The organism is Actinomadura chibensis NBRC 106107 (assembly GCF_001552135.1).
GTDB classification, from domain to species: domain Bacteria; phylum Actinomycetota; class Actinomycetes; order Streptosporangiales; family Streptosporangiaceae; genus Spirillospora; species Spirillospora chibensis.
Window position 1 is genome coordinate 42,511 of sequence record NZ_BCQP01000016.1, and the last position, 17,863, is coordinate 60,373.

Sequence of the window (17,863 nt, forward strand, 5' to 3'; positions counted from 1 at the left end):
CGGAGGCCGGGGTCAGCGAAGGGAGACGTTCGCGGCGGCCTTCGCCACCAGGTGCGGCATGACGACGGCGAGCTCGGACGGCTCCCACCGCGCGCCCTTGTCGATGACGGGGCCCTCGCGCCACCCTTCGAGGACGCTGATCCGGCCGCCGTGGACGTTGAAGACGCGCCCGGTGACGTCCTTGGAATCGGGGCCGGCGAGCCACGTCACGAGCGGCGCGATGTTGTCGGGGGCGAAGGGGTCGAAGTCCTCGCGGGCGGCCATCCGCTCCTGCCCGCGCGGAGTGATCATCCGGGTGCGGGCGGACGGCGACACCGCGTTCACCGTGATCCCGTACCGGGCCAGCTCCAGCGACGCGATGATCGTGAACCCGGCGATGCCCGCCTTGGCGGCGCCGTAGTTGCTCTGCCCCGTGTTGCCGAACAGGCCGGACACCGACGAGGTGTTGATGACGCGGGCGTCCACCGGGGCGCCCGCCTTGGAGCGTTCCCGCCAGTGCCGCCCGGCCTCGCGGGTGACGAGGAACGTGCCGCGCAGGTGGACGGCGAGGACGGAGTCCCACTCGTCCTCGGTCATGTTGAGGATGGTGCGGTCGCGGAGGATGCCCGCGTTGTTCACCACGGCGTGCAGCTCGCCGAAGGTGTCGAGCGCCAGCCGGACGAGCCCGGCGGCGCCGTCCGCGGTGGACACGTCGTGGCCGCTCGCCACGGCCTCGCCCCCGGCCGCGACGATCTCCTCGACGACCTCCTTCGCCGCGGCCGAGTCGGGGTTCGCGCCGTGCACGTCGCCGCCGAGGTCGTTGACCACGACCCGGGCGCCCTGGCGCGCGAGCTCCAGCGCGTGCCCCCGGCCGATCCCCCGTCCCGCGCCGGTGACCACCGCAACCCGGCCCTCGCAGATGCTCGCCACTGCCGTACTCCTCTACTCGTCGCAAGACCCGCCGAAGGCGGGTCGGACGACCCGCCCCGGAGCCCGTCCGGGCCCTGCTAGACTACCAACCGTCTGGTGGATATCCAATTGCCGGGAAAGGTTTATCCGGCGGGCCGGGCGGTACCGGGGAAGAGAATTACGCGGATTCGGACGACGCGGCGGCGGCCAGCTCGTCGGAACCGCCCAGGCCGCGGATGAAAAACGTGGCGTACCAGTCGGCGAGTTCGGCGTAGGAGAGCCGGCCGGAAGGCTTGAACCAGCGCGGCGTGGTGTTCATCAGCTCGAACAGGGTGCTGGTCACGACGCTCGGGTCGACGCCCGAGTCGAAGTCGCCGTCGCGCATTCCCTGCTCGATTATCTCCTTGGCGAAGGCGCTGAATTTGTCGCGCTCGGCGATGACCTCCTTCAGCCGCTTGCCACGCAGCCGGCTGAACTCGCTCTCCGCGACGCCGCGCCAGAGCCGCTGCTTGCGGTTGAGCGCCATCCAGCGGCGGATGAAGGCGCGCAGGCGGACGGGGGCGGGCGCCTCGGCGACCTCGGGCTCCTCCACCAGCGAGGGCTGGTGGGCGGCGAGCGCCCGCTGCACCAATTCAAAGAGCAGGTCTTCCTTGTTCTTGAAATAGTAGTACATGCTGCCCTTGAGGATCCCCACCGTATTGGCGATGTCCTGCAGGCTGGTCGCCTCATAGCCCTTCTGCGAGAAGATCTTCGCCGCCGCCTCGACAATCTCTTCCCATCGCTGTTCTCCGGCGATGCGCGTTTTGGCGGCGCCGCGCTGGCGCCCCTGGGACACGCTCAAAACCATCATTCCCTTCATCGATTCGGCGTGCCGCACAGTCTACCAAGGGCATCGTTCCAAAAGCGCCGGGACAAGGATGTCCCGCGCCCACGCGGCCCGCGCCCCAATTCGGCCGGACGCCGCCTCCACGGGGCGCGCGGGCGCAAATCGGACGCCCGCTCGGGCGACCGCGGGGCACGGAGGCCGCCTTGCGGACCGGTCGGCTCAGGCGATGGCGCCGATCTCCTTGAGGCGGGCTATCTCGGGCCAGTCGCGGCCGAGTTCCAGCAGGACCTCCTCGGTGTGCGCGGCGGCCTCCGGCGCGGGACGCAGCTCGGGCTGCCGCCCGTCGAACCGGACCGGCGCCCGGACGAGCGTGATGTCCTGCCCGGTCGGGTGCTTGACGTCGGTGACGTAGCCGTTCGCGGCGACCTGCGGGTCGTCCAGGACCTCGGGCAGCGTCTGCACCGGCTCCCACGGGCCCTTCACCGGGCCGAGCCGCTCGCGCCACTCCGCGAGCGTCGCCGAGCCGAACGCCGCGGCCAGCTCGGCGACGCACTCGGCGCTGTTCGCCGTCCGGTCGGCGGCGGTGGCGAATCGCGGGTCGGCGGCGAGGCCGTCCCGGCCGAGGTGCCGGCACAGCGGCCCCCACCAGCGGTCCGACTCCAGCATGAGCAGCGCGATCCAGCGGTCGTCGGCGGTGCGGTAGACGTGCGAGATCGGGTTCGGGACCTTCACCTCGCGGCGGCTGAAGTCGCCGCCGATCGCCTTGGAGTAGACGACGTCGCTGGAGTTGACCCAGAGCGCCGTGGCGAGGAGCGACACGTCCACCTCGGACGGCGTGCCCGTGGTGGCGCGGCGGTAGAGCGCGGCGGCGACGCCGAAGGCGAGGTTCATCGCGCCGGTCTTGTCGCCGAACCCGGGCCGCTGCCGCGTCGGGCGCTCCGCGCCCTCCTCGGTGAGCGCGTGCGCGATGCCGCTGCGCGCCCAGAACGCGCTCATGTCGTAGCCGGGCTTGCCCGCGTCCGGCCCGGCGGGGCCGACCGCGTCCGCGCGGACGTAGATGACGTCCGGGTTCACCGCGCGGATGTCCTCCAGGTCGATGCCGAGCTTGGCCCGGTTGCCGGGCAGGAAGCTCGTCATGAACACGTCGCAGCGCGCGGCCATCTCCAGCAGCAGTTCGCGGCCCTCGGGCCTGGCGATGTCGAGGCCGACGCTGCGCTTGCCCCGGTTGGTCTGCTCCATCGTGACGCTGACCCCGTCCAGGGTCGGGGTGATGCCGCCCGTGGAGAGGCCGCGCTGCGGGTCGCCGCGCAGCGGGTGCTCGACCTTCACCACGTCCGCCCCGAAGTCGGCGAGGACCGCGGCGGCCGCCGGGACGAACGTCCACGTGGCCACCTCCAGCACCCGGACGCCGTCGAAGATCCCGTCCATCCCGTCCTCCGTCGTCAGGCCGCCGGGTCGGCGAGCGACTCCCGCAGCGCGTACTTCTTGATCTTCCCGGACGCGGTCCGGGGCAGGTCGTCCACGTACCGCCAGATCCGCGGGATCTTCTGCGGGGCGAGCCCGCCCTGCCGCAGGAACGCCGACAGGGCCTCGTCCGCCACCGTCACGCCCGGCCTGAGCAGGACGAACGCGGCGGGCTGCTCGCCGAGCCGCGCGTGCGGGGCCGGCACGACCGCCGCGTCCAGCACCTCGGCGTGCCGGACGAGCGCGTCCTCGATCTCGCGGACGGAGATCTTCTCCCCGCCGCGGTTGATGATCTCCTTCGTCCGCCCGGTGACCAGGCAGGAGTAGCGGGGCTCGCCGCCGCCGACGTCGTGCGCGGTGAGCTGGCCGAGGTCGCCGGTGCGGAACCAGCCGTCGTCGGTGAAGCCCTCCCGGGTGTGCTCGGGGTCGACGTAGCCGAGCGCGAGCTGCGGCCCCCGGACGAGGAACTCCCCCGCCTCCCCGGCGGGCAGCTCCGCGCCGTCCGGGCCGAGCACGCGGACCTCGCAGCCGGGCATGATCCAGCCGTCCGTCGCGAGCCTGATGTGCGGCGGGTCCAGCCGGGGGCTGGCGCCGGTCACGCCCGGGCACTCGGTCATGCCGAACGCGCGGGCCGGGGCGAGGCCCTTCGCCTCGCACGCCTCGGCCAGCGAGGTCGGGATCGACGAGCCGCCGCACGGGTAGCCGCCGGACAGCGGCAGCCGGTCGATGCCGCGCCGGTCCAGCGCGTCCACCAGCTCCTTCATGAACACGGCGGCGCCCGCGGACGTCGTGACCCCGTGCTCGCGGATGTCGTCGATCGCCCGGTCGGCGTCCCACCGGTCGCGCAGCACGACCGACGCGCCCGTGTACAGCGGGACGGCGATCGCCGACAGCAGCCCGGTGGCGTGCGCGACCGGCGCGGGCATGTAGGCGCGGTCGGTCCAGGTGGTGCCGGACGCGCGGGTCGACCGGACGGGCGAGGCGATGAGCCCGCGGGTGCTGTGCACGACGGCCTTCGCGCCGGACGTCGTCCCCGAGGTGAAGCCGATGAGCGCGGGCGCGTCCGGGTCGACGTCCACGCCGATCGCGCCGCGCCCGGTCACGGTCGTCTCGAACGGCGTCCAGCCGGTGGCCGTCCCGCGCAGCACGACCCGGACGGACGGCTCCCACCCGGCCATGCGGCACGCCTCGTCCACCAGCTCGGGGTGGCGGCACTTGCGGAACTCGGCGGCGGTCACGACGCAGGCCGGGCGGACCGTGGACACGATCGCGGCGACCTCGGCCTCGCGGTAGATCGGCACGACCGGCGCGCTGATCGCGCCCGCCGCCCAGATCCCGTAGGCGACGACCAGCGACTCCCACCAGTTCGGGACCTGCCAGGCGACCACGTCGCCGGGGCCCACGCCCCGCGAGGACAGGAATCCGGCGAAGCGCCCGGCCGTGTCGACCAGCTCCCGCCAGGTCAGCTCGACGCCGTCGTCGAAGACGGCGGGCAGCCCGCCGAACTCGACGCGGTTGCGGGTCATGAGCGCGCCGACCGAGACGGGCACCTGGTGGGCCCGCCGCTCGTACCGGGCGGTCAGCCCGTCCGGACGCGGCGCGGGCGCGAACTCGAACGATCCCATCGGGGCTCCCCTCCCGCTCAGAGGACGCTCGCCTTGTCCCGGCCGCCGTCGCGCGTCCCCGCCGGGGACGCGAACCCGCGGATGATGCTGTCCTGCGCGAACGAGGCGACGAGCCGTCCGTCGCGGGCGAAGGCGTGGCCGCGCCCGTAGGAGCGGCCGCGTCCCGCGTATGGGCTCTCCTGCGCGAGCAGGATCCAGTCGCCCGGGTCGACCTCCTCGTGGAAGGTCACGCTGTGGCCGAGGATGCCGGTGGAGAACTTGTCGTGCGCGTCGGCGACGGAGAGGCCGGGGTGCGGGCGCATCGCGGCGCCGATGAGGAAACCGGCGGTGGCGTGCGCGAGCATCCCCTGGAGGACGGCCTGCTCCCCGGACGCGCCGGGCGTCCGCGTCCAGACGGCCAGCTCGGTCGAGGCCGCGTCGCCCGCGTTCGCCGCGGGCGCGGTGCCGTTGAGGTCGGCGCCGCCCGCGACGCGCAGCTCGCGTCCGGCGTAGGGGTCGGTGAGGGGTTCGAGCGCCTCGGGCGGCTCGACGTCCGGCATCGGCGCGGCGTGCCGGATCAGGTCCTCGTCGTCGGCGGTGAGCAGGACGTTGGCGCGGGCGCGCAGCCGTCCGTCCTGGGACGCGGTGACGGTCGCGCTCGCCATCGTCCGGCCGGAGTGCAGGGGCTCGACCTCGAAGTCGATCGGCTTCGCCTTGGACGCGACCCGCGCGAACAGCGCGTGCACCGTCTTCACCCGTTTGCCCGGCTCGCCGCGCGCCGCGGCGACGGCGAGCTGCGCGACGAGCTGGCCGCCGAACACCACGTCCCGTTCCGGGCTGTCCACGCTGTTCCCGCGGTAGCGGCCCGGGTCGAGCCGCTCCAGGTCGAGTGCGCTGGCGAGGTCGGCGACGATGCCCATCCGGCACCTCCAGGTTCCCGGGGCGATGCCACGGATCCTAACCTCGGCGACTCTCTGTGTCTACCAGTCGTCCGGTAGATAATCGCCGTTCGTTGACTACCGGACGACCGGTTGACAAACTGGCGAGAGGACCACGTGAGAGGACTGCCATGACCACCATGCGGACTCCCGATCTCAACTGGCTGATCTCGGTCGACGACCATGTCATCGAGCCCGGCCACGTGTGGACGGACCGCGTCCCCGCGAAGTACAAGGACGTCGCGCCGCGGCTCGTCGACGACGCCGAGCACGGCGAGGTCTGGGTGTATGAGGACCGCCGGGTGCCGTCGTCCGGGCTCGCCGCCTCCGCGGGGCGCCGGAAGGAGGAGTTCACGCCGAACTCGATCCCCTACTCGGAGATGCGGGCGGGCTGCTACGACTCCGTCGCGCGGCTGGAGGACATGAACCGGGCCGGCATCCTCGCGTCCCTGTGCTTCCCGTCCGTGCCGCGCTTCTGCGGGCAGCTGTTCTGGGAGGCGGAGGACAAGGAGCTCGCGATGCTCTGCGTCCGGGCGTACAACGACTTCATGATCGACGAGTGGTGCGGGTCGGCGCCCGGCCGGTACATCCCGCTCGTGATCGTCCCGCTGTGGGACCCGAAGGCCGCCGCCGCCGAGGTCGAGCGGACCGCCGCCAAGGGCGCGCGGGGCGTCGCCTTCTCCGAGAACCCGGCGCCGCTCGGGCTGCCGACCATCCACGACCCGAAGCGCTACTGGGACCCGCTGTTCGCCGCCGCGCAGGACGCCGAGCTGATCGTGTGCATGCACGTCGGGTCGTCGTCCACGATGCCGAAGATCAGCCCGAACTCGCCGTTCATGGCCAACATGACCTGGGGCGCGAACCGCACCTCCGGCGCGCTCCTCGAATGGCTGTTCAGCGGCGTCTTCCAGCGGTTCCCGTCGCTGAAGATCGCGCTGTCGGAGGGCAACATCGGCTGGATCCCGTACTTCCTGGAGCGGGCCGAGCAGGTCCTCGACCACCAGCGCGCGTGGATCCAGCGGGGCGAGGCGTTCGGCGGGTCGCTGGAGGGCAAGCACGCCATCGGCTCGCTCGACCTCGACAACTTCGACCTGCGGCAGACCTACCACGACCACGTCTTCGGCTGCTTCATCGACGACATCCACGGCATCCGCAACCTGGACGTCATCGGCGAGGACAACGTCATGATCGAGACCGACTACCCGCACTCGGACTCCACCTGGCCGGACTGCATCAAGCTGGCCCAGGAGCGCCTCGCCGACGTCGACCCGCAGGTCGCCTACAAGGTGCTGCGCGGCAACGCCGAGCGCGTGTTCCGCTTCACCCCCGCCGATCCGCCCGCGGTGACCCCCTGACGCGGATCCGGCGCGCCGCGGCGCGCCGCCGTCGCGGGGGTGCCGTGGCGGCGGCGCGCCGCGCCTTCTGAGCGAGTGGAGGATACGGAGATGGACGAGGTGTCGGCGGGGCTCCTGCTCGTCCGGGTCGTCGTCGGGCTGACGCTGGCGGCGCACGGCTACAACAAGTTCTTCGGCGGCGGCCGCATCCCGGGCACGGCGCGCTGGTTCGAGAGCATCGGGATGCGGCCGGGACGGCTGCACGCCCTCGCCGCGGCGGCGACGGAGCTCGGCGCGGGCGCGCTGTTCGCCGCCGGGCTGCTCACGCCGCTCGCCGCGGCCGGGTTCGTCGGGCTCATGCTCGTCGCGGCGTGGACGGTCCACCGGGCCAACGGCTTCTTCAGCGCGGGGAACGGATGGGAGTACAACCTGGTGCTCGCCGTCGTCGCGGCCGGGGTGGCGACCACCGGGCCCGGCGACTGGTCGCTGGACGCGGCGGCCGGGCTCGACCTCGGCGGCTGGGGCCTGCTCGTCGCCGCGGGCGGCGGGCTCGCCGCGGGGGCCGGGCTGCTCGCCGCCTGCTACCGTCCCGCGCCCCGGACGGACGGCGCCCGGGCGGAGGCCGCCTGAGCGCCGGAGCCGGGCGAGCGGGTCAACGCGGGCCGTCGCCGTCGGCGGCGGCCCGCGAAGCGTCGACCGGCTCGGCGTCGACCGGCTCGGCGGCGAAGAGCCCGTTGGACGGGACGGGACGCAGCCCGAGCAGCGTCCCGTAGATCTCGATCGTCTTGGCGATCAGCGCCTCCGCCTCCTCCGCCGTCTCGCAGTCGGCGACCTCGCGGGCGACGCCGCCGATGGAGCCGGTGACGATCGAGGACAGCGCCCGGTCCCCCAGCGGGTCGCTCGCCTGGAGCAGCTTCGTGTTCTGCCGCGCCCACTGCTGGCTGAACCGGCGCGCGACGCCCGCGAACCCGGCGGGCGCGTCCCCGTCCGACACCATCCGGACGAGCCCGCTGTGCTGCCACGCGCTCGTCAGGTACGCGCGGGTGCCCGCGAGGAACAGGCGGCGGCCGTCCGAGACGCCCGCGTCCCGGAGCAGGGCCACCGCCTCGCGCGTCCGGGCGGACTGCGCGTCCATGTAGCGGGACCACAGCGCGTGGTAGACGCCGTTCTTGCTGGCGAAGTGGTAGTAGAGCGCGCCGACGCTGGTGCCGGCGCGCTCGGTGATGTCGGAGACGCTCGTCCCGTAGAAGCCCCGCTCGGTGAAGAGCTCCTCGGCCGCGTTCAGCAGGGCCTGGGCCTGACCGTTCTCGCCGACCTCGGACTTGCGCATGGACCCCATTCTCCCGCCGCCGCGCCTCAACGCGAGGAGGCTGCGTTCCCAGCGGCGGGACGGCCCCCCGCACCTCCCGGGGAGCTCTTGCGCGGCATGGAGAGGATGTGCCAGGCGAGCAGGTTCCGCTGGATCTGGGACGACCCGCCGTAGACGCTGATCGGACGGGAGCGGAAGTAGCCCGCGAGCACGTCGGGGGCGGCGCCGGTGACGGCGTCCGCGCCGACGAGGTCCAGCGCGAGGTGGTACAGCGACTGCTCGGCCCGCGACCACAGCAGCTTCCCGACCGACCCCTCGGGGCCGGGCTCGCGTCCGGACACGCGGAGCGAGAGCTGCTGCGCGACGTTCAGCCGCAGCGCCTCGCCGAGCACGTACGCGCGGGCCAGCTCCCTGCGGACCTCCGGCCGCGCGGTGAGGCCGCGGGCGGCGGCCTCCTCCTCGATGGCGCGCAGCGTCTTGCGGTAGTTGGAGATCATGCCGACGTCGGCGGGGCCGCGCTCGTAGGTGACGGTCGTCATCGCGATGTGCCAGCCCTGGCCGGGGCGTCCGAGCATCTGGTCGGCGGGGATCTCGACGTCGTCCCAGAAGACCTCGCTGGTCTCCGGCTCGCCGTCGGCGAGGACGATCGGCCGCGTCGTGATCCCCGGGCTCTTCATGTCGACGAGGAACGCCGAGATGCCCTTGTGCTTCGGGGCGTCCGGGTCGGTGCGGGCGAGCAGCAGGCACCAGTCGGAGTACTGGCCGCCGCTCGTCCACATCTTCTGCCCGTTGACGACGTAGTCGCCCGACGCGTTGCGCTCGGCGCGGGTCTGGAGGGCGGCGAGGTCGGAGCCCGCGCCCGGCTCGGAGAAGCCCTGGCACCACTGGATCTCGCCGCTCAGCAGCGTCGGCAGGAAGCGGCGCTTGTGCTCCTCGCTCCCGTACGTGTAGATCGCGCGGCCGAGGTAGTTGACCTGGCCCGGCACGGGCGGCCCGTCGGACGCGCCGACCTCCTCGTTCAGGATCGCGTCGTACACGGGGCTGAGGTCCTGGCCGCCGTACTCGCGCGGCCACGCCATCCCCATGTAGCCCGCGTCGTAGAGGCTGCGGTGCCAGCGGCGGCGGATCGCGGCCTTCGCGTCGTGGTCGGCGGCGGCGTCGTAGTCGGCGGGCGCGTTCGCGGCGAGCCAGTCGCGCAGCCGGGCGCGGAACGCGGCCTCCTCGGGGGTGTCCCGGAAATCCATGATCAACCCTCTTCCGGCCCGGGGCCCTCGCCCAGGCGCAGATCGGCGACGCGGAGCAGGCTGTGCCCGGCGTCGCCGAGCACCTGGCGGTCGAGCAGGACGCGGCGCGCGTACAGGTGGGCGACGTGCTCCCAGGTGTGCCCGATGCCGCCGTACACCTGCATGACCGTCTCGGCCACGTCGAGCGCGGCGGACGCGGTGTAGGCCTTCGCGGTGTGCGCGGCGAGCAGCGCGTCGGCGGGCTCGGCCGCGTCGGCGGCCCAGGCGGCGTAGCTCACGCAGGCGGACGCGGCCTCGCAGTGGACGAGCGCGTCCGCGCACATGTGCTGGATCGCCTGGAACGACCCGATCTGCTGGCCGTAGGCGACGCGCTCCTTGGAGTAGGCGACGACGCCGTCGAGCGCCGCGCGCATCGCGCCGACCGCGTCGGCGGCGACGGCGGTGAGCGCGAGCGCCCGCCACCGGTCGAGGTCGGCGGGGGCGAGCGGGCGTCCGATCTCCTCGGCGCCGGCCGGGGCCGGGCCGGTGAAGCGGGCCAGCTCGCGGGTGAGGTCGGCGCCCGGACGGGGCTTCGCGGCCCCGTCCAGCGGGACGCGCACGAGCCGCCGCCCGTCCGCCAGCGCGAGGCCGTGGGCGGCGCCCCAGGAGTCGAACGCGACCGCCCCGCCGAGGTCGTCGGCGGCGGCGACGCCGGACAGGTCGCGGGTGAGCAGGACGGCGTGCCGCTCGGCCCCGTCCGCGGCGCGCTGGAGCAGATCGGCGGGCGCCCCGGCGAGCGCGAGCAGCTCGGTGGCGAGCACCGCCGAGCCGAGGTAGGGCAGCGGGGCGAGCGCGCCGCCGAGCGCCTCGGCGACGATCATCACCTCCACCCCGGAGCCGGTCGGCGCGCCGGACCCGTCGCGCACCCGGAGGCCGAGCACGCCCGCCTCCGCGAGCGCGGCCCAGCCCTTTCCCCGATCGCTCTCCGCGATGTCCCGCGGATTGCCCGCGCCCACCGAACCGGCCAGCGAACCCATCATTTCCCGAAGCATCTGCTGTTCATCGTTCAGCAGCGCAAGAACCATTATCGGCTCCCTGTGAGCAAGCGAGAATCGCGGCGCAGCCCCGGCCGTCGAATTACTCCGCCCAAACGCGGTAGGACTACCAGACGACCGGTAGGCAACTGAACCTTGTTCAGGGATACCTCGCGGGCCTCCGCCCTGTCAACCCTCGGCCTCTGAGCTGCCCTGTTAGGAACGATCAGAGCCATGTGAACTCGTGCCCGCCGGACCGTTGACGCCCGGCAGGCCGGATGTTACACAAGACTGAACCACATTCACTTGACAGAATCCTGGTAGAGCGGAGGACGTCATGCTTGCTCTGAAACGGGGCAGGAGAATTCTCGGCACAATGGCGCTGGGAACAATTGTCGGCACCGTTGCGGCATGTGGAGGCGGCTCCGGGGATTCTGCGGGCAGCGGTCCCTACGTCTTCTACGTGTCGATCGACACCTCGGGCCCGACCGCCGTCCTCGGCGGCGGCCTGCTGGCCGGCGCGCGCACGGCGATCAAGGACATCAACGCCAAGGGCGGCGTCGACGGCCGCCAGATCAAACTGGAGGTCTCCAACGACCAGAACAACCCGACGAAGGCCGTCAGCGAGCTGCAGCGGCGGCTCGCCAAGGGCAAGCCGGACCTCGTCTACCCCGGCGGGTCCAGCGCGGTGTCGATGTCGATGCTGCCGATCCTCACCCGCGACAAGGTGCTCTCGGTCGGCGCCACGAGCAGCATCCAGCTCAACGACCCGAAGAAGTTCCCCTACCACTTCGGCGTCACCCCGCCGAGCGCGGCGTACGTGCCCACCTTCGTCCAGCTCGCGAAGGAGAAGGGCTACAAGAAGGTCGCGATGATCTACTCCGACGACGCGACCGGGCAGAGCTCGTTCAAGCAGTACGAGGGGCCGGTCAAACAGGCCGGGATCGAGCTGGTCAGCGCCAGCTACGACACCACCGCGCTCGACATGACGCCGCAGCTCCAGCAGTTGCGCGCGCAGAAGCCGGACGCGCTGATCGTCAACGGCTACGGCACCGCCGTGCTGTACGTGCTGCGCGGCCGGGCGCAGATCGGCTGGACGCTGCCGTCCTACGGCGACCAGCTCGCCAGCCCGTCCCCGATCGCGGGCAAGGTGACGGCGGCGCAGATCAAGAACTACCAGGTCATCATGCAGACGTCCTCGCTCGTCGGGGACCACCAGCACCCCGGGCTCGCCCCCGTCATCAAGGAGTTCCAGTCCTCGGACGGCGCGAAGTTCCTGACCCAGACGGGCGTCGCGGTGTTCACCACGACCTACGACCTGCTCCAGTTCGTCGCCTACGAGGCCGGGCAGGAGAAGACCGCCGACGGGCAGAAGCTCGCGAAGGCGTTCGAGAGGTTCAAGACGCCCGCGAACCCGCCGTGGGTCGGCAAGGGGCCGAACGGCGAGGTGACGAAGTACGAGTACACGCCGTCCAACCACTTCCCGATGACGAGCGCGACGTCGTTCAAGTACGTCCAGCCCGGCACGTACGACGCCAACGGGTTCTACGTGCCCGGCAAGGGCTACTGAGGCGGCGGCCCGATGACGACCATCTGGGCGGGCCTCGCCACCGGGGCCCTCTACAGCCTCGTGGCGATCGGCTACAACGTCGTGCTGCTGGCCTCGGGCGTGGTGAACTTCGCGAACGCCTACCTGATCATGATCGGAACGTTCCTCGCCTACGTCTGCCTGGTCGACTGGGGGCTGCCCGTCGCGGCGGCGATCCCGCTGACCGGCCTCGCCGTCGCGGTCATCGCGGTTGTCGAGGAGCGGATCGCGATCCGGCCGCTGCTGAACCGGCACGGCGGGCACGCCGCGCTGATCACCACGGTCGGGGTCGGCACGCTGCTCGGCGGGATCGCGGCGAAGGTCTGGGGGACGGAGCCGGTCAAGGTCCCGTCCCCGTTCTCGGCGGAGCCGCTGACGCTGCTCGGCGGCACGATCCAGCGCAACGACCTGGTGCTGATCCTGCTCGTCCTCGCGCTCGGCGTCGGCCTGCACCTCTGGTCGCGCCGGACGCTGCTCGGCCTCGCCTCGCTCGCCACCGCCGAGAACCGGCAGGCGGCGCAGGCCCGGGGGCTGAACGTCCGGGCGCTCGGCCTCGGCGCGTTCGCGCTGGCCGGGCTGATCGCCGGGCTGTTCGCGGTGTTCGTCGCCGGGCGCACCTACGCGCACTTCCACCTCGGCGAGACGCTCGCGCTGTTCGGGTTCGTCGCGATCGCGATCGGCGGGTCCGGCAGCCAGCTCGGCGGGCTGATCGGCGGGTTCACGATCGGGCTGCTGTACGCGGTCACCGCCCGCTACGTGGGCGACTCCTATCCGCAGATCGTGGTGTTCGCGGTCTTCCTGCTCATCCTGCTGACCAGGCCCCGGGGCCTGTTCGGCGGGGCGGCGGAACGGCAGGTGTGAGATGACGACGCTGTCCGCGTCCCGCGAGAACCCTCCCGGCGGGAACCCCCGCGGCGGGAGCACGGCCGTGCCCGCGCTGCTGCGCGGCGGCAGGCCGCTCGCCGGAGCGCTGCTGACCGTGCTCGTGCTGGTCGCGCCGCTGCTCGGCCTGAACGACTACTGGGCCCGCACCGTGCTGCTGGTGGCGATCCTGGCGCTGCAGGTCAGCGGGCTCAACATCGTCCTCGGCTACGCGGGCGAGCTGGCCGTCGGCCAGGTCTTCCTGTACGCCGTCGGCGCCTACGTCACCGGCTACCTCGGGGTGTCGCACGGGATCACCGACGCCGGGGTCGTCGTCGCCTGCGCGATCGCCTGCGCCGTCGTGGTCGGGCTGATCACCGGCGTCCCCGGGCTGCGGCTCGGCGGCTGGTCGCTGGCGATGCTGACGTTCTTCCTCGTCCTGATCATCCCGAACCTCGTGAAGGTGCTGGAGTCGTTCACCGGCGGCGCGAACGGGCTCGCGCCGCCCGTCCCGACCCTGTTCGGGACGCCGCTCGGCCGCGACGCCCTCTACATGCTGATCGTCGCGGTGACGGCGGTGTGGTTCCTCGTCGCGCGGAACCTGATCCTGTCGCGGCACGGCAACGCGTTCCTCGTCCTCAAGCAGAGCCCGGTGCTCGCCGGGTCGCTCGGCATCTCGGTGTTCCGGCTGAAGCTGCTCGTGTACGTGACCGGCGCGATCCCGGCCTGCCTCGCGGGCGTGATGTTCGCCTGGCTGGACGGCTTCATCGCGCCGGAGACGTTCACGTTCACGATGGCGCTGAGCATCCTCGCGGCGTCCATCGTCGGCGGGTCCACGTCGATCTACGGGGCGCTCGCCGGGGCGGCGATCGTCCAGCTCGGGCAGCAGTCGTTCAGCTCGTTCCAGGACTGGCAGCTGCTCATCTACGGCGCGTTCCTGCTGGTCGCCGGGATCCTGCTGGCCGACGGCCTGACCGGGCTCGTCCGCGGCCGGGTCCGGCGGATCGTCCGGCGGTTCGGCCCGGTCGCCGCCGCCGCGGCCCCCGCCGCCCCGGCGGACGCCGGGCCCGCCGACCTCGGCGCGCTGCCCGGCGCGCGGCTGCGGACGAAGGCCCTGTGCAAGTCGTTCGGCGGCAACCAGGCGCTCCGCGAGGTGACCGTCGACGCCGAGCCGGGCCAGGTCACCGCGCTGATCGGGCCGAACGCGTCCGGGAAGACGACGCTGCTCAACCTCGTCTGCGGCTTCTACCGGCCGACGTCGGGGACGGTCGAGCTCGGCGGCCGCGAGCTCGGCGGGCAGCGGCCGTACCGGATCGCCCGCGCCGGGATCGCGCGGACGTTCCAGACCCCGCTGATCCCGAGCGGCATGACGACGAAGGCGTTCGTCGCGACCGGCCGCTACGTCTCGCACCGGGTCCGGGTGCCGGCGGCGGTGCTGCGGCTGCCCGGGTTCCGCCGCGGGTTCGCCGTCGACGACGCCGAGGCCGTCCGGCTGCTCGGGCTGCTCGGCATCGCGGACGTCGCCGACCAGGAGGTCGACTCGCTCCCGCTCGGCACGCGGCGGCTCGTGGAGGTCGCGCGGGCGCTCGCGGCGCGCCCGGCGGTGTTCCTGTTCGACGAGGTCGGCTCCGGGCTGGACGAGGGCGACCTCGCCGGGCTGGAACGCGCCATCCGGATGATCCGCGACGCGGGCGGCACGGTCGTCCTCGTCGAGCACAACTTCCCGCTGGTGCTCGGGCTCGCGGACCGGATCCACGTGCTCAGCCAGGGCGGGCTGCTCGTGTCCGGCACCCCGGCCGAGATCCAGGCCGACCCGCGCGTGCTCGCCGAGTACACCGGCTCGAAGGCGGCCGGGAAGACCACCGGAGGTGAGGGCTGATGCTCCAGGTCAGCGGGCTCAGCGGCGGCTACGGCGACATCCGCGTGCTCTGGGACGTGGACCTGCGCGTCCGGCCCGGACGGGTCACCGCCGTGCTCGGCCGCAACGGCGCGGGCAAGACGTCCCTGCTGAACGCGGTCGCCGGGTTCCCGCCCGGGGTGACCGCCGGGACGATCACCTTCGACGGCCGCGACGTCACCGGGATGGCGCCGCACCGCCGTGTCCGCGCCGGACTCGGGTACGTCCAGGAGGGAAAGCAGGTCTTCAGGCAGCGCACGGTCGAGGACAACCTGCTGCTCGGCGGCTTCACGCTCGCCCGCACCGGGCTCGGACGCTGGACGGGCGGGCGCAAGCGGAGCCCGGCGCGGCGGGAGGCCCTCGACCGGCAGTACGAGCGCTTCCCGATGCTGGCCGAGCGGCGGCACACGGTGGCGGGCAGCCTGTCCGGCGGGCAGCAGCAGATGCTCGCGATCGCGCAGGCGCTGATGCCGGGCCCCCGGCTGCTGATGCTGGACGAGCCGTCCGCCGGCCTCGCCCCGGTGATCGCCGCCGAGGTCTTCGAGATGATCACCGCGCTGCGCGCGGACGGCCTGTCGATCCTGCTGGTCGAGCAGGTCGTGGAGTACGCGATGCGGGTCGCCGACGACGTCGCGGTGGTGGACAACGGGCGGATCGCGGCGGCGGGCGACGCGCGGTCCTTCGACGACACCGCCGTGATCAACGAGATCTACCTGGGGGTGGGGAGCCGATGACGGCCGACACGGAGGCAGGCGGAGTGGGGCAGGAAGAGCGGACGAGGATCGAGCGGCTGTTCACGCCGCGCTCCATAGCGATGGTGGGGGCGTCCAACCAGGAGCTGCGGATCGGCGGGCAGGTGTACGGGAACCTGGCGCTGAACTTCAAGGGCGCGCTCTACCCGGTGCATCCGCGCGACGAGGCGGTCCAGGGCGACCGGGCCTACCGGTCGGTCGCCGACCTGCCGGGGCCGGTGGACCTCGCGGTGATCGCGGTGCCCGCCGAGCACGTGGCCGGGGTGATCGAGCAGTGCGGCGCGCGCGGCGTCGGCGGCGCGGTCGTGCTGACCGCCGGGTTCGCCGAGGCCGGGCCGGACGGCGCGGCGCTCCAGCGGGAGCTGGCCGGGGCCGCCGTGCGCACCGGCGTCCGGGTCGTCGGGCCGAACTGCATCGGCTACCTCAGCTCGGCGGCCGGGGTCGCGGCCAGCTTCGCGATGCCGCCGGGCACGCCGCTGCCGCCGGTCGGGCCGGTCGCGCTCGTCTCGCAGAGCGGCGGCTTCGGCTCCTACATCGCGGAGAAGGCGCAGCTCGCCGGGCTGCGCCTCGGCTGGTTCGTCAGCACCGGCAACGAGGTGGACGTCAACATCGCCCAGGTGCTGCGCTTCCTCGTCGAGCGGGACGAGACGCGCGTGCTGCTCGCGTTCAGCGAGACGCTCCGCGACCCGGACGTGTTCGTCGAGACCGCGCGGCGGGCCGCCGAGCTGGACAAGCCGCTGGTGCTGCTGAAGGCGGGGCGGTCGAAGGAGGCGGCGCGGGCGGCGCTCAGCCACACCGCGTCCGTGGTCGGCTCGGCAGAGGTGTTCGACGCGGTGTGCCGCCAGTACGGCGTCGTCGTCGCGGACACGATGGAGGAGATGCTCGACCTCGGGATGATCTTCCAGGACGGGCGCCGCCCGCGCGGCGACCGGATCGGCATCATGACGACGTCCGGCGGCGCCGGGGTGCTGCTCGCGGACGGCGCCGGGATGGCGGGGCTGTCGGTCCCGGAGTTCCCGCCGGACGAGCGGGACGCGATCGCCGCGAAGATGCCGCAGCCGTTCTACGGCTCGGCGGCCAACCCGGTGGACACGACCGCGCAGATCACCGCCGCGCCCGACCTGTTCCAGACGGTGCTCGGCGAGGTCGTCGGCGGCTCGGTGGTGGACATGGCCGCGACCGTGACGTGGGCGCGGCCCGGCGCCGCCAACGACGCGATCATCGAGACGTACCGGTCCACGGACAAGCCGTTCGCGGTGCTGTGCACCACCTGGCTGGAGGACTTCCAGAAGGCCGGGGTGCCGACGTTCACCGACCCCCGGCGGGTCGTCGACGCGCTCGCCGCGCTGGCCCGGCACACGCTGCGCCGCCCGCCCGCCACGCCGGAGTTCGTCCCGGACGAGGACCGCGCCCGCCGCGTCCGCTCGATGCTGGTCGAGGCGCGCAACCTGGGCGAGGGCGTCCTGCTGGAGTCGACGGCGAAGCGGGTGATGGCCGAGTACGGCATCCCGGTGACGCGGGAGATCTACGTGCGGGGCGTCCGCGACTCGGGCCCGGACGAGGTCGCCGCCGCGGCCGAGAAGCTCGGCGGCCCGGTCGCGCTCAAGGTCATGTCGTACCAGCTTCCGCACAAGTCGGACGTCGGCGGGCTGCGGCTCGGCGTGTCCGGCGCGGACGCGGTGAAGGACGCCTACCGCGACATGCTCGCCGAGGTCGCGCGCCGCGCGCCGGACGCGATGATCTCCGGGGTGCTGGTCCAGGAGATGGCCCCGGCCCGGCTGGAGATCGGCTGCGGCGTGCGGCACGACCCGGTGTTCGGCCCGATGGTCGCGCTCGGCCCCGGCGGGATCATGATCGAGATGCTGGCGGAGACGGCGCTGCTGCGGCCGCCGTTCGACGCCGCCGCCGCCAGGGACGCGATCGGGGGCCTGCTCGGCGGGCGGCTCGTCGGCGGCTCGCGCGGCCTGTCCCCCGGCGAGCTGGACCTGCTCGCCGCGACGATGACCGGGCTCGGCGCGCTGGCGCTGGAGGTCCCGGAGATCGCCGAGGTGGACGTGAACCCGGTGCGGGTGGCGGGCGGCGCCGCCGTGGCGGCGGACGCGCTGATCGTCCTCGCCGACGAGCCCGCGGACGGGGAGGGCTGAC

At 73.1% G+C, this 17,863-nt stretch carries 15 protein-coding genes; 7 read left to right on the top strand and 8 right to left on the bottom strand.

Translation table 11 applies throughout. The features are described from left to right. Positions 1-12: 12 nt before the first annotated feature. From ACH01S_RS09325 to ACH01S_RS09345, 5 genes are all read right to left on the bottom strand, one after another. Positions 13-909 (bottom strand): SDR family oxidoreductase, encoded by an 897-nt coding sequence (locus tag ACH01S_RS09325; RefSeq protein ID WP_067887946.1) that lies wholly within the window; start codon positions 907-909, stop codon positions 13-15. Positions 910-1,066: 157 nt separating this feature from the next. Beyond that, a complete protein-coding gene (locus tag ACH01S_RS09330) occupies positions 1,067-1,747 on the bottom strand; it encodes a TetR/AcrR family transcriptional regulator (protein ID WP_148344653.1) in 681 nt (226 codons plus the stop codon). A gap of 186 nt (positions 1,748-1,933) precedes the next feature. Continuing rightward, the gene (locus ACH01S_RS09335) at positions 1,934-3,142 is read right to left on the bottom strand and encodes a CaiB/BaiF CoA transferase family protein (protein ID WP_067887952.1); all 1,209 of its coding nucleotides are present in this window, start codon (positions 3,140-3,142) and stop codon (positions 1,934-1,936) included. Between the two features lie 14 nt (positions 3,143-3,156). After that, positions 3,157-4,803, bottom strand: coding sequence for an AMP-binding protein (locus ACH01S_RS09340; RefSeq protein ID WP_067887955.1), 1,647 nt, complete (start codon positions 4,801-4,803; stop codon positions 3,157-3,159). 17 nt (positions 4,804-4,820) lie between these two features. Further along, positions 4,821-5,702 (bottom strand): acyl-CoA thioesterase, encoded by an 882-nt coding sequence (locus ACH01S_RS09345; RefSeq protein WP_067887958.1) that lies wholly within the window; start codon positions 5,700-5,702, stop codon positions 4,821-4,823. Between the two features lie 158 nt (positions 5,703-5,860). Between ACH01S_RS09345 and ACH01S_RS09350 the strand changes: the two genes are divergently transcribed. Together ACH01S_RS09350 and ACH01S_RS09355 are read left to right on the top strand one after the other, a co-directional pair. Next, a complete protein-coding gene (locus ACH01S_RS09350; protein WP_218010200.1) occupies positions 5,861-7,075 on the top strand; it encodes an amidohydrolase family protein in 1,215 nt (404 codons plus the stop codon). A 90-nt stretch (positions 7,076-7,165) separates the two neighbouring features. After that, entirely contained in the window at positions 7,166-7,684 is a 519-nt protein-coding gene (locus ACH01S_RS09355; protein ID WP_067887964.1) for a DoxX family protein, read from the top strand. Positions 7,685-7,706: 22 nt separating this feature from the next. On the opposite strand, the gene ACH01S_RS09360 is transcribed toward ACH01S_RS09355, so the two are convergent. The 3 genes from ACH01S_RS09360 to ACH01S_RS09370 are packed head-to-tail and all read right to left on the bottom strand — an operon-like array spanning position 7,707 to position 10,671. Beyond that, complete coding sequence (locus ACH01S_RS09360; RefSeq protein ID WP_067887966.1) at positions 7,707-8,384, bottom strand: TetR/AcrR family transcriptional regulator; 678 nt, start codon at positions 8,382-8,384, stop codon at positions 7,707-7,709. A gap of 26 nt (positions 8,385-8,410) precedes the next feature. Further along, the gene (locus ACH01S_RS09365; RefSeq protein WP_067887969.1) at positions 8,411-9,607 is read right to left on the bottom strand and encodes an acyl-CoA dehydrogenase family protein; all 1,197 of its coding nucleotides are present in this window, start codon (positions 9,605-9,607) and stop codon (positions 8,411-8,413) included. Positions 9,608-9,609: 2 nt separating this feature from the next. Beyond that, positions 9,610-10,671, bottom strand: coding sequence for an acyl-CoA dehydrogenase family protein (locus ACH01S_RS09370; protein ID WP_067887972.1), 1,062 nt, complete (start codon positions 10,669-10,671; stop codon positions 9,610-9,612). Between the two features lie 412 nt (positions 10,672-11,083). On the opposite strand from ACH01S_RS09370, the gene ACH01S_RS09375 reads away from it, so the two are divergent. From ACH01S_RS09375 to ACH01S_RS09395, 5 genes are read left to right on the top strand one after another with little or no spacing between them, the layout of a single operon-like run. Next, positions 11,084-12,190 carry an ABC transporter substrate-binding protein gene (locus ACH01S_RS09375; RefSeq protein WP_067887974.1) on the top strand — a complete coding sequence of 369 codons (1,107 nt, stop codon included), beginning with the start codon at positions 11,084-11,086 and terminating at the stop codon, positions 12,188-12,190. A gap of 12 nt (positions 12,191-12,202) precedes the next feature. After that, complete coding sequence (locus ACH01S_RS09380) at positions 12,203-13,069, top strand: branched-chain amino acid ABC transporter permease (RefSeq protein ID WP_067887977.1); 867 nt, start codon at positions 12,203-12,205, stop codon at positions 13,067-13,069. Between the two features lies 1 nt (position 13,070). Beyond that, positions 13,071-14,948 carry a branched-chain amino acid ABC transporter ATP-binding protein/permease gene (locus ACH01S_RS09385; RefSeq protein ID WP_083980493.1) on the top strand — a complete coding sequence of 626 codons (1,878 nt, stop codon included), beginning with the start codon at positions 13,071-13,073 and terminating at the stop codon, positions 14,946-14,948. After that, on the top strand, positions 14,948-15,700 hold the full coding sequence (locus ACH01S_RS09390) for an ABC transporter ATP-binding protein (protein ID WP_067887980.1): 753 nt from the start codon (positions 14,948-14,950) through the stop codon (positions 15,698-15,700). Before ACH01S_RS09385 ends, ACH01S_RS09390 begins: the two co-directional genes overlap by 1 nt. Next, positions 15,697-17,862 (top strand): acetate--CoA ligase family protein, encoded by a 2,166-nt coding sequence (locus ACH01S_RS09395; protein ID WP_083980494.1) that lies wholly within the window; start codon positions 15,697-15,699, stop codon positions 17,860-17,862. The genes ACH01S_RS09390 and ACH01S_RS09395 overlap by 4 nt, the downstream gene beginning before the upstream one ends. The last annotated feature ends 1 nt before the right edge of the window (position 17,863 follow it).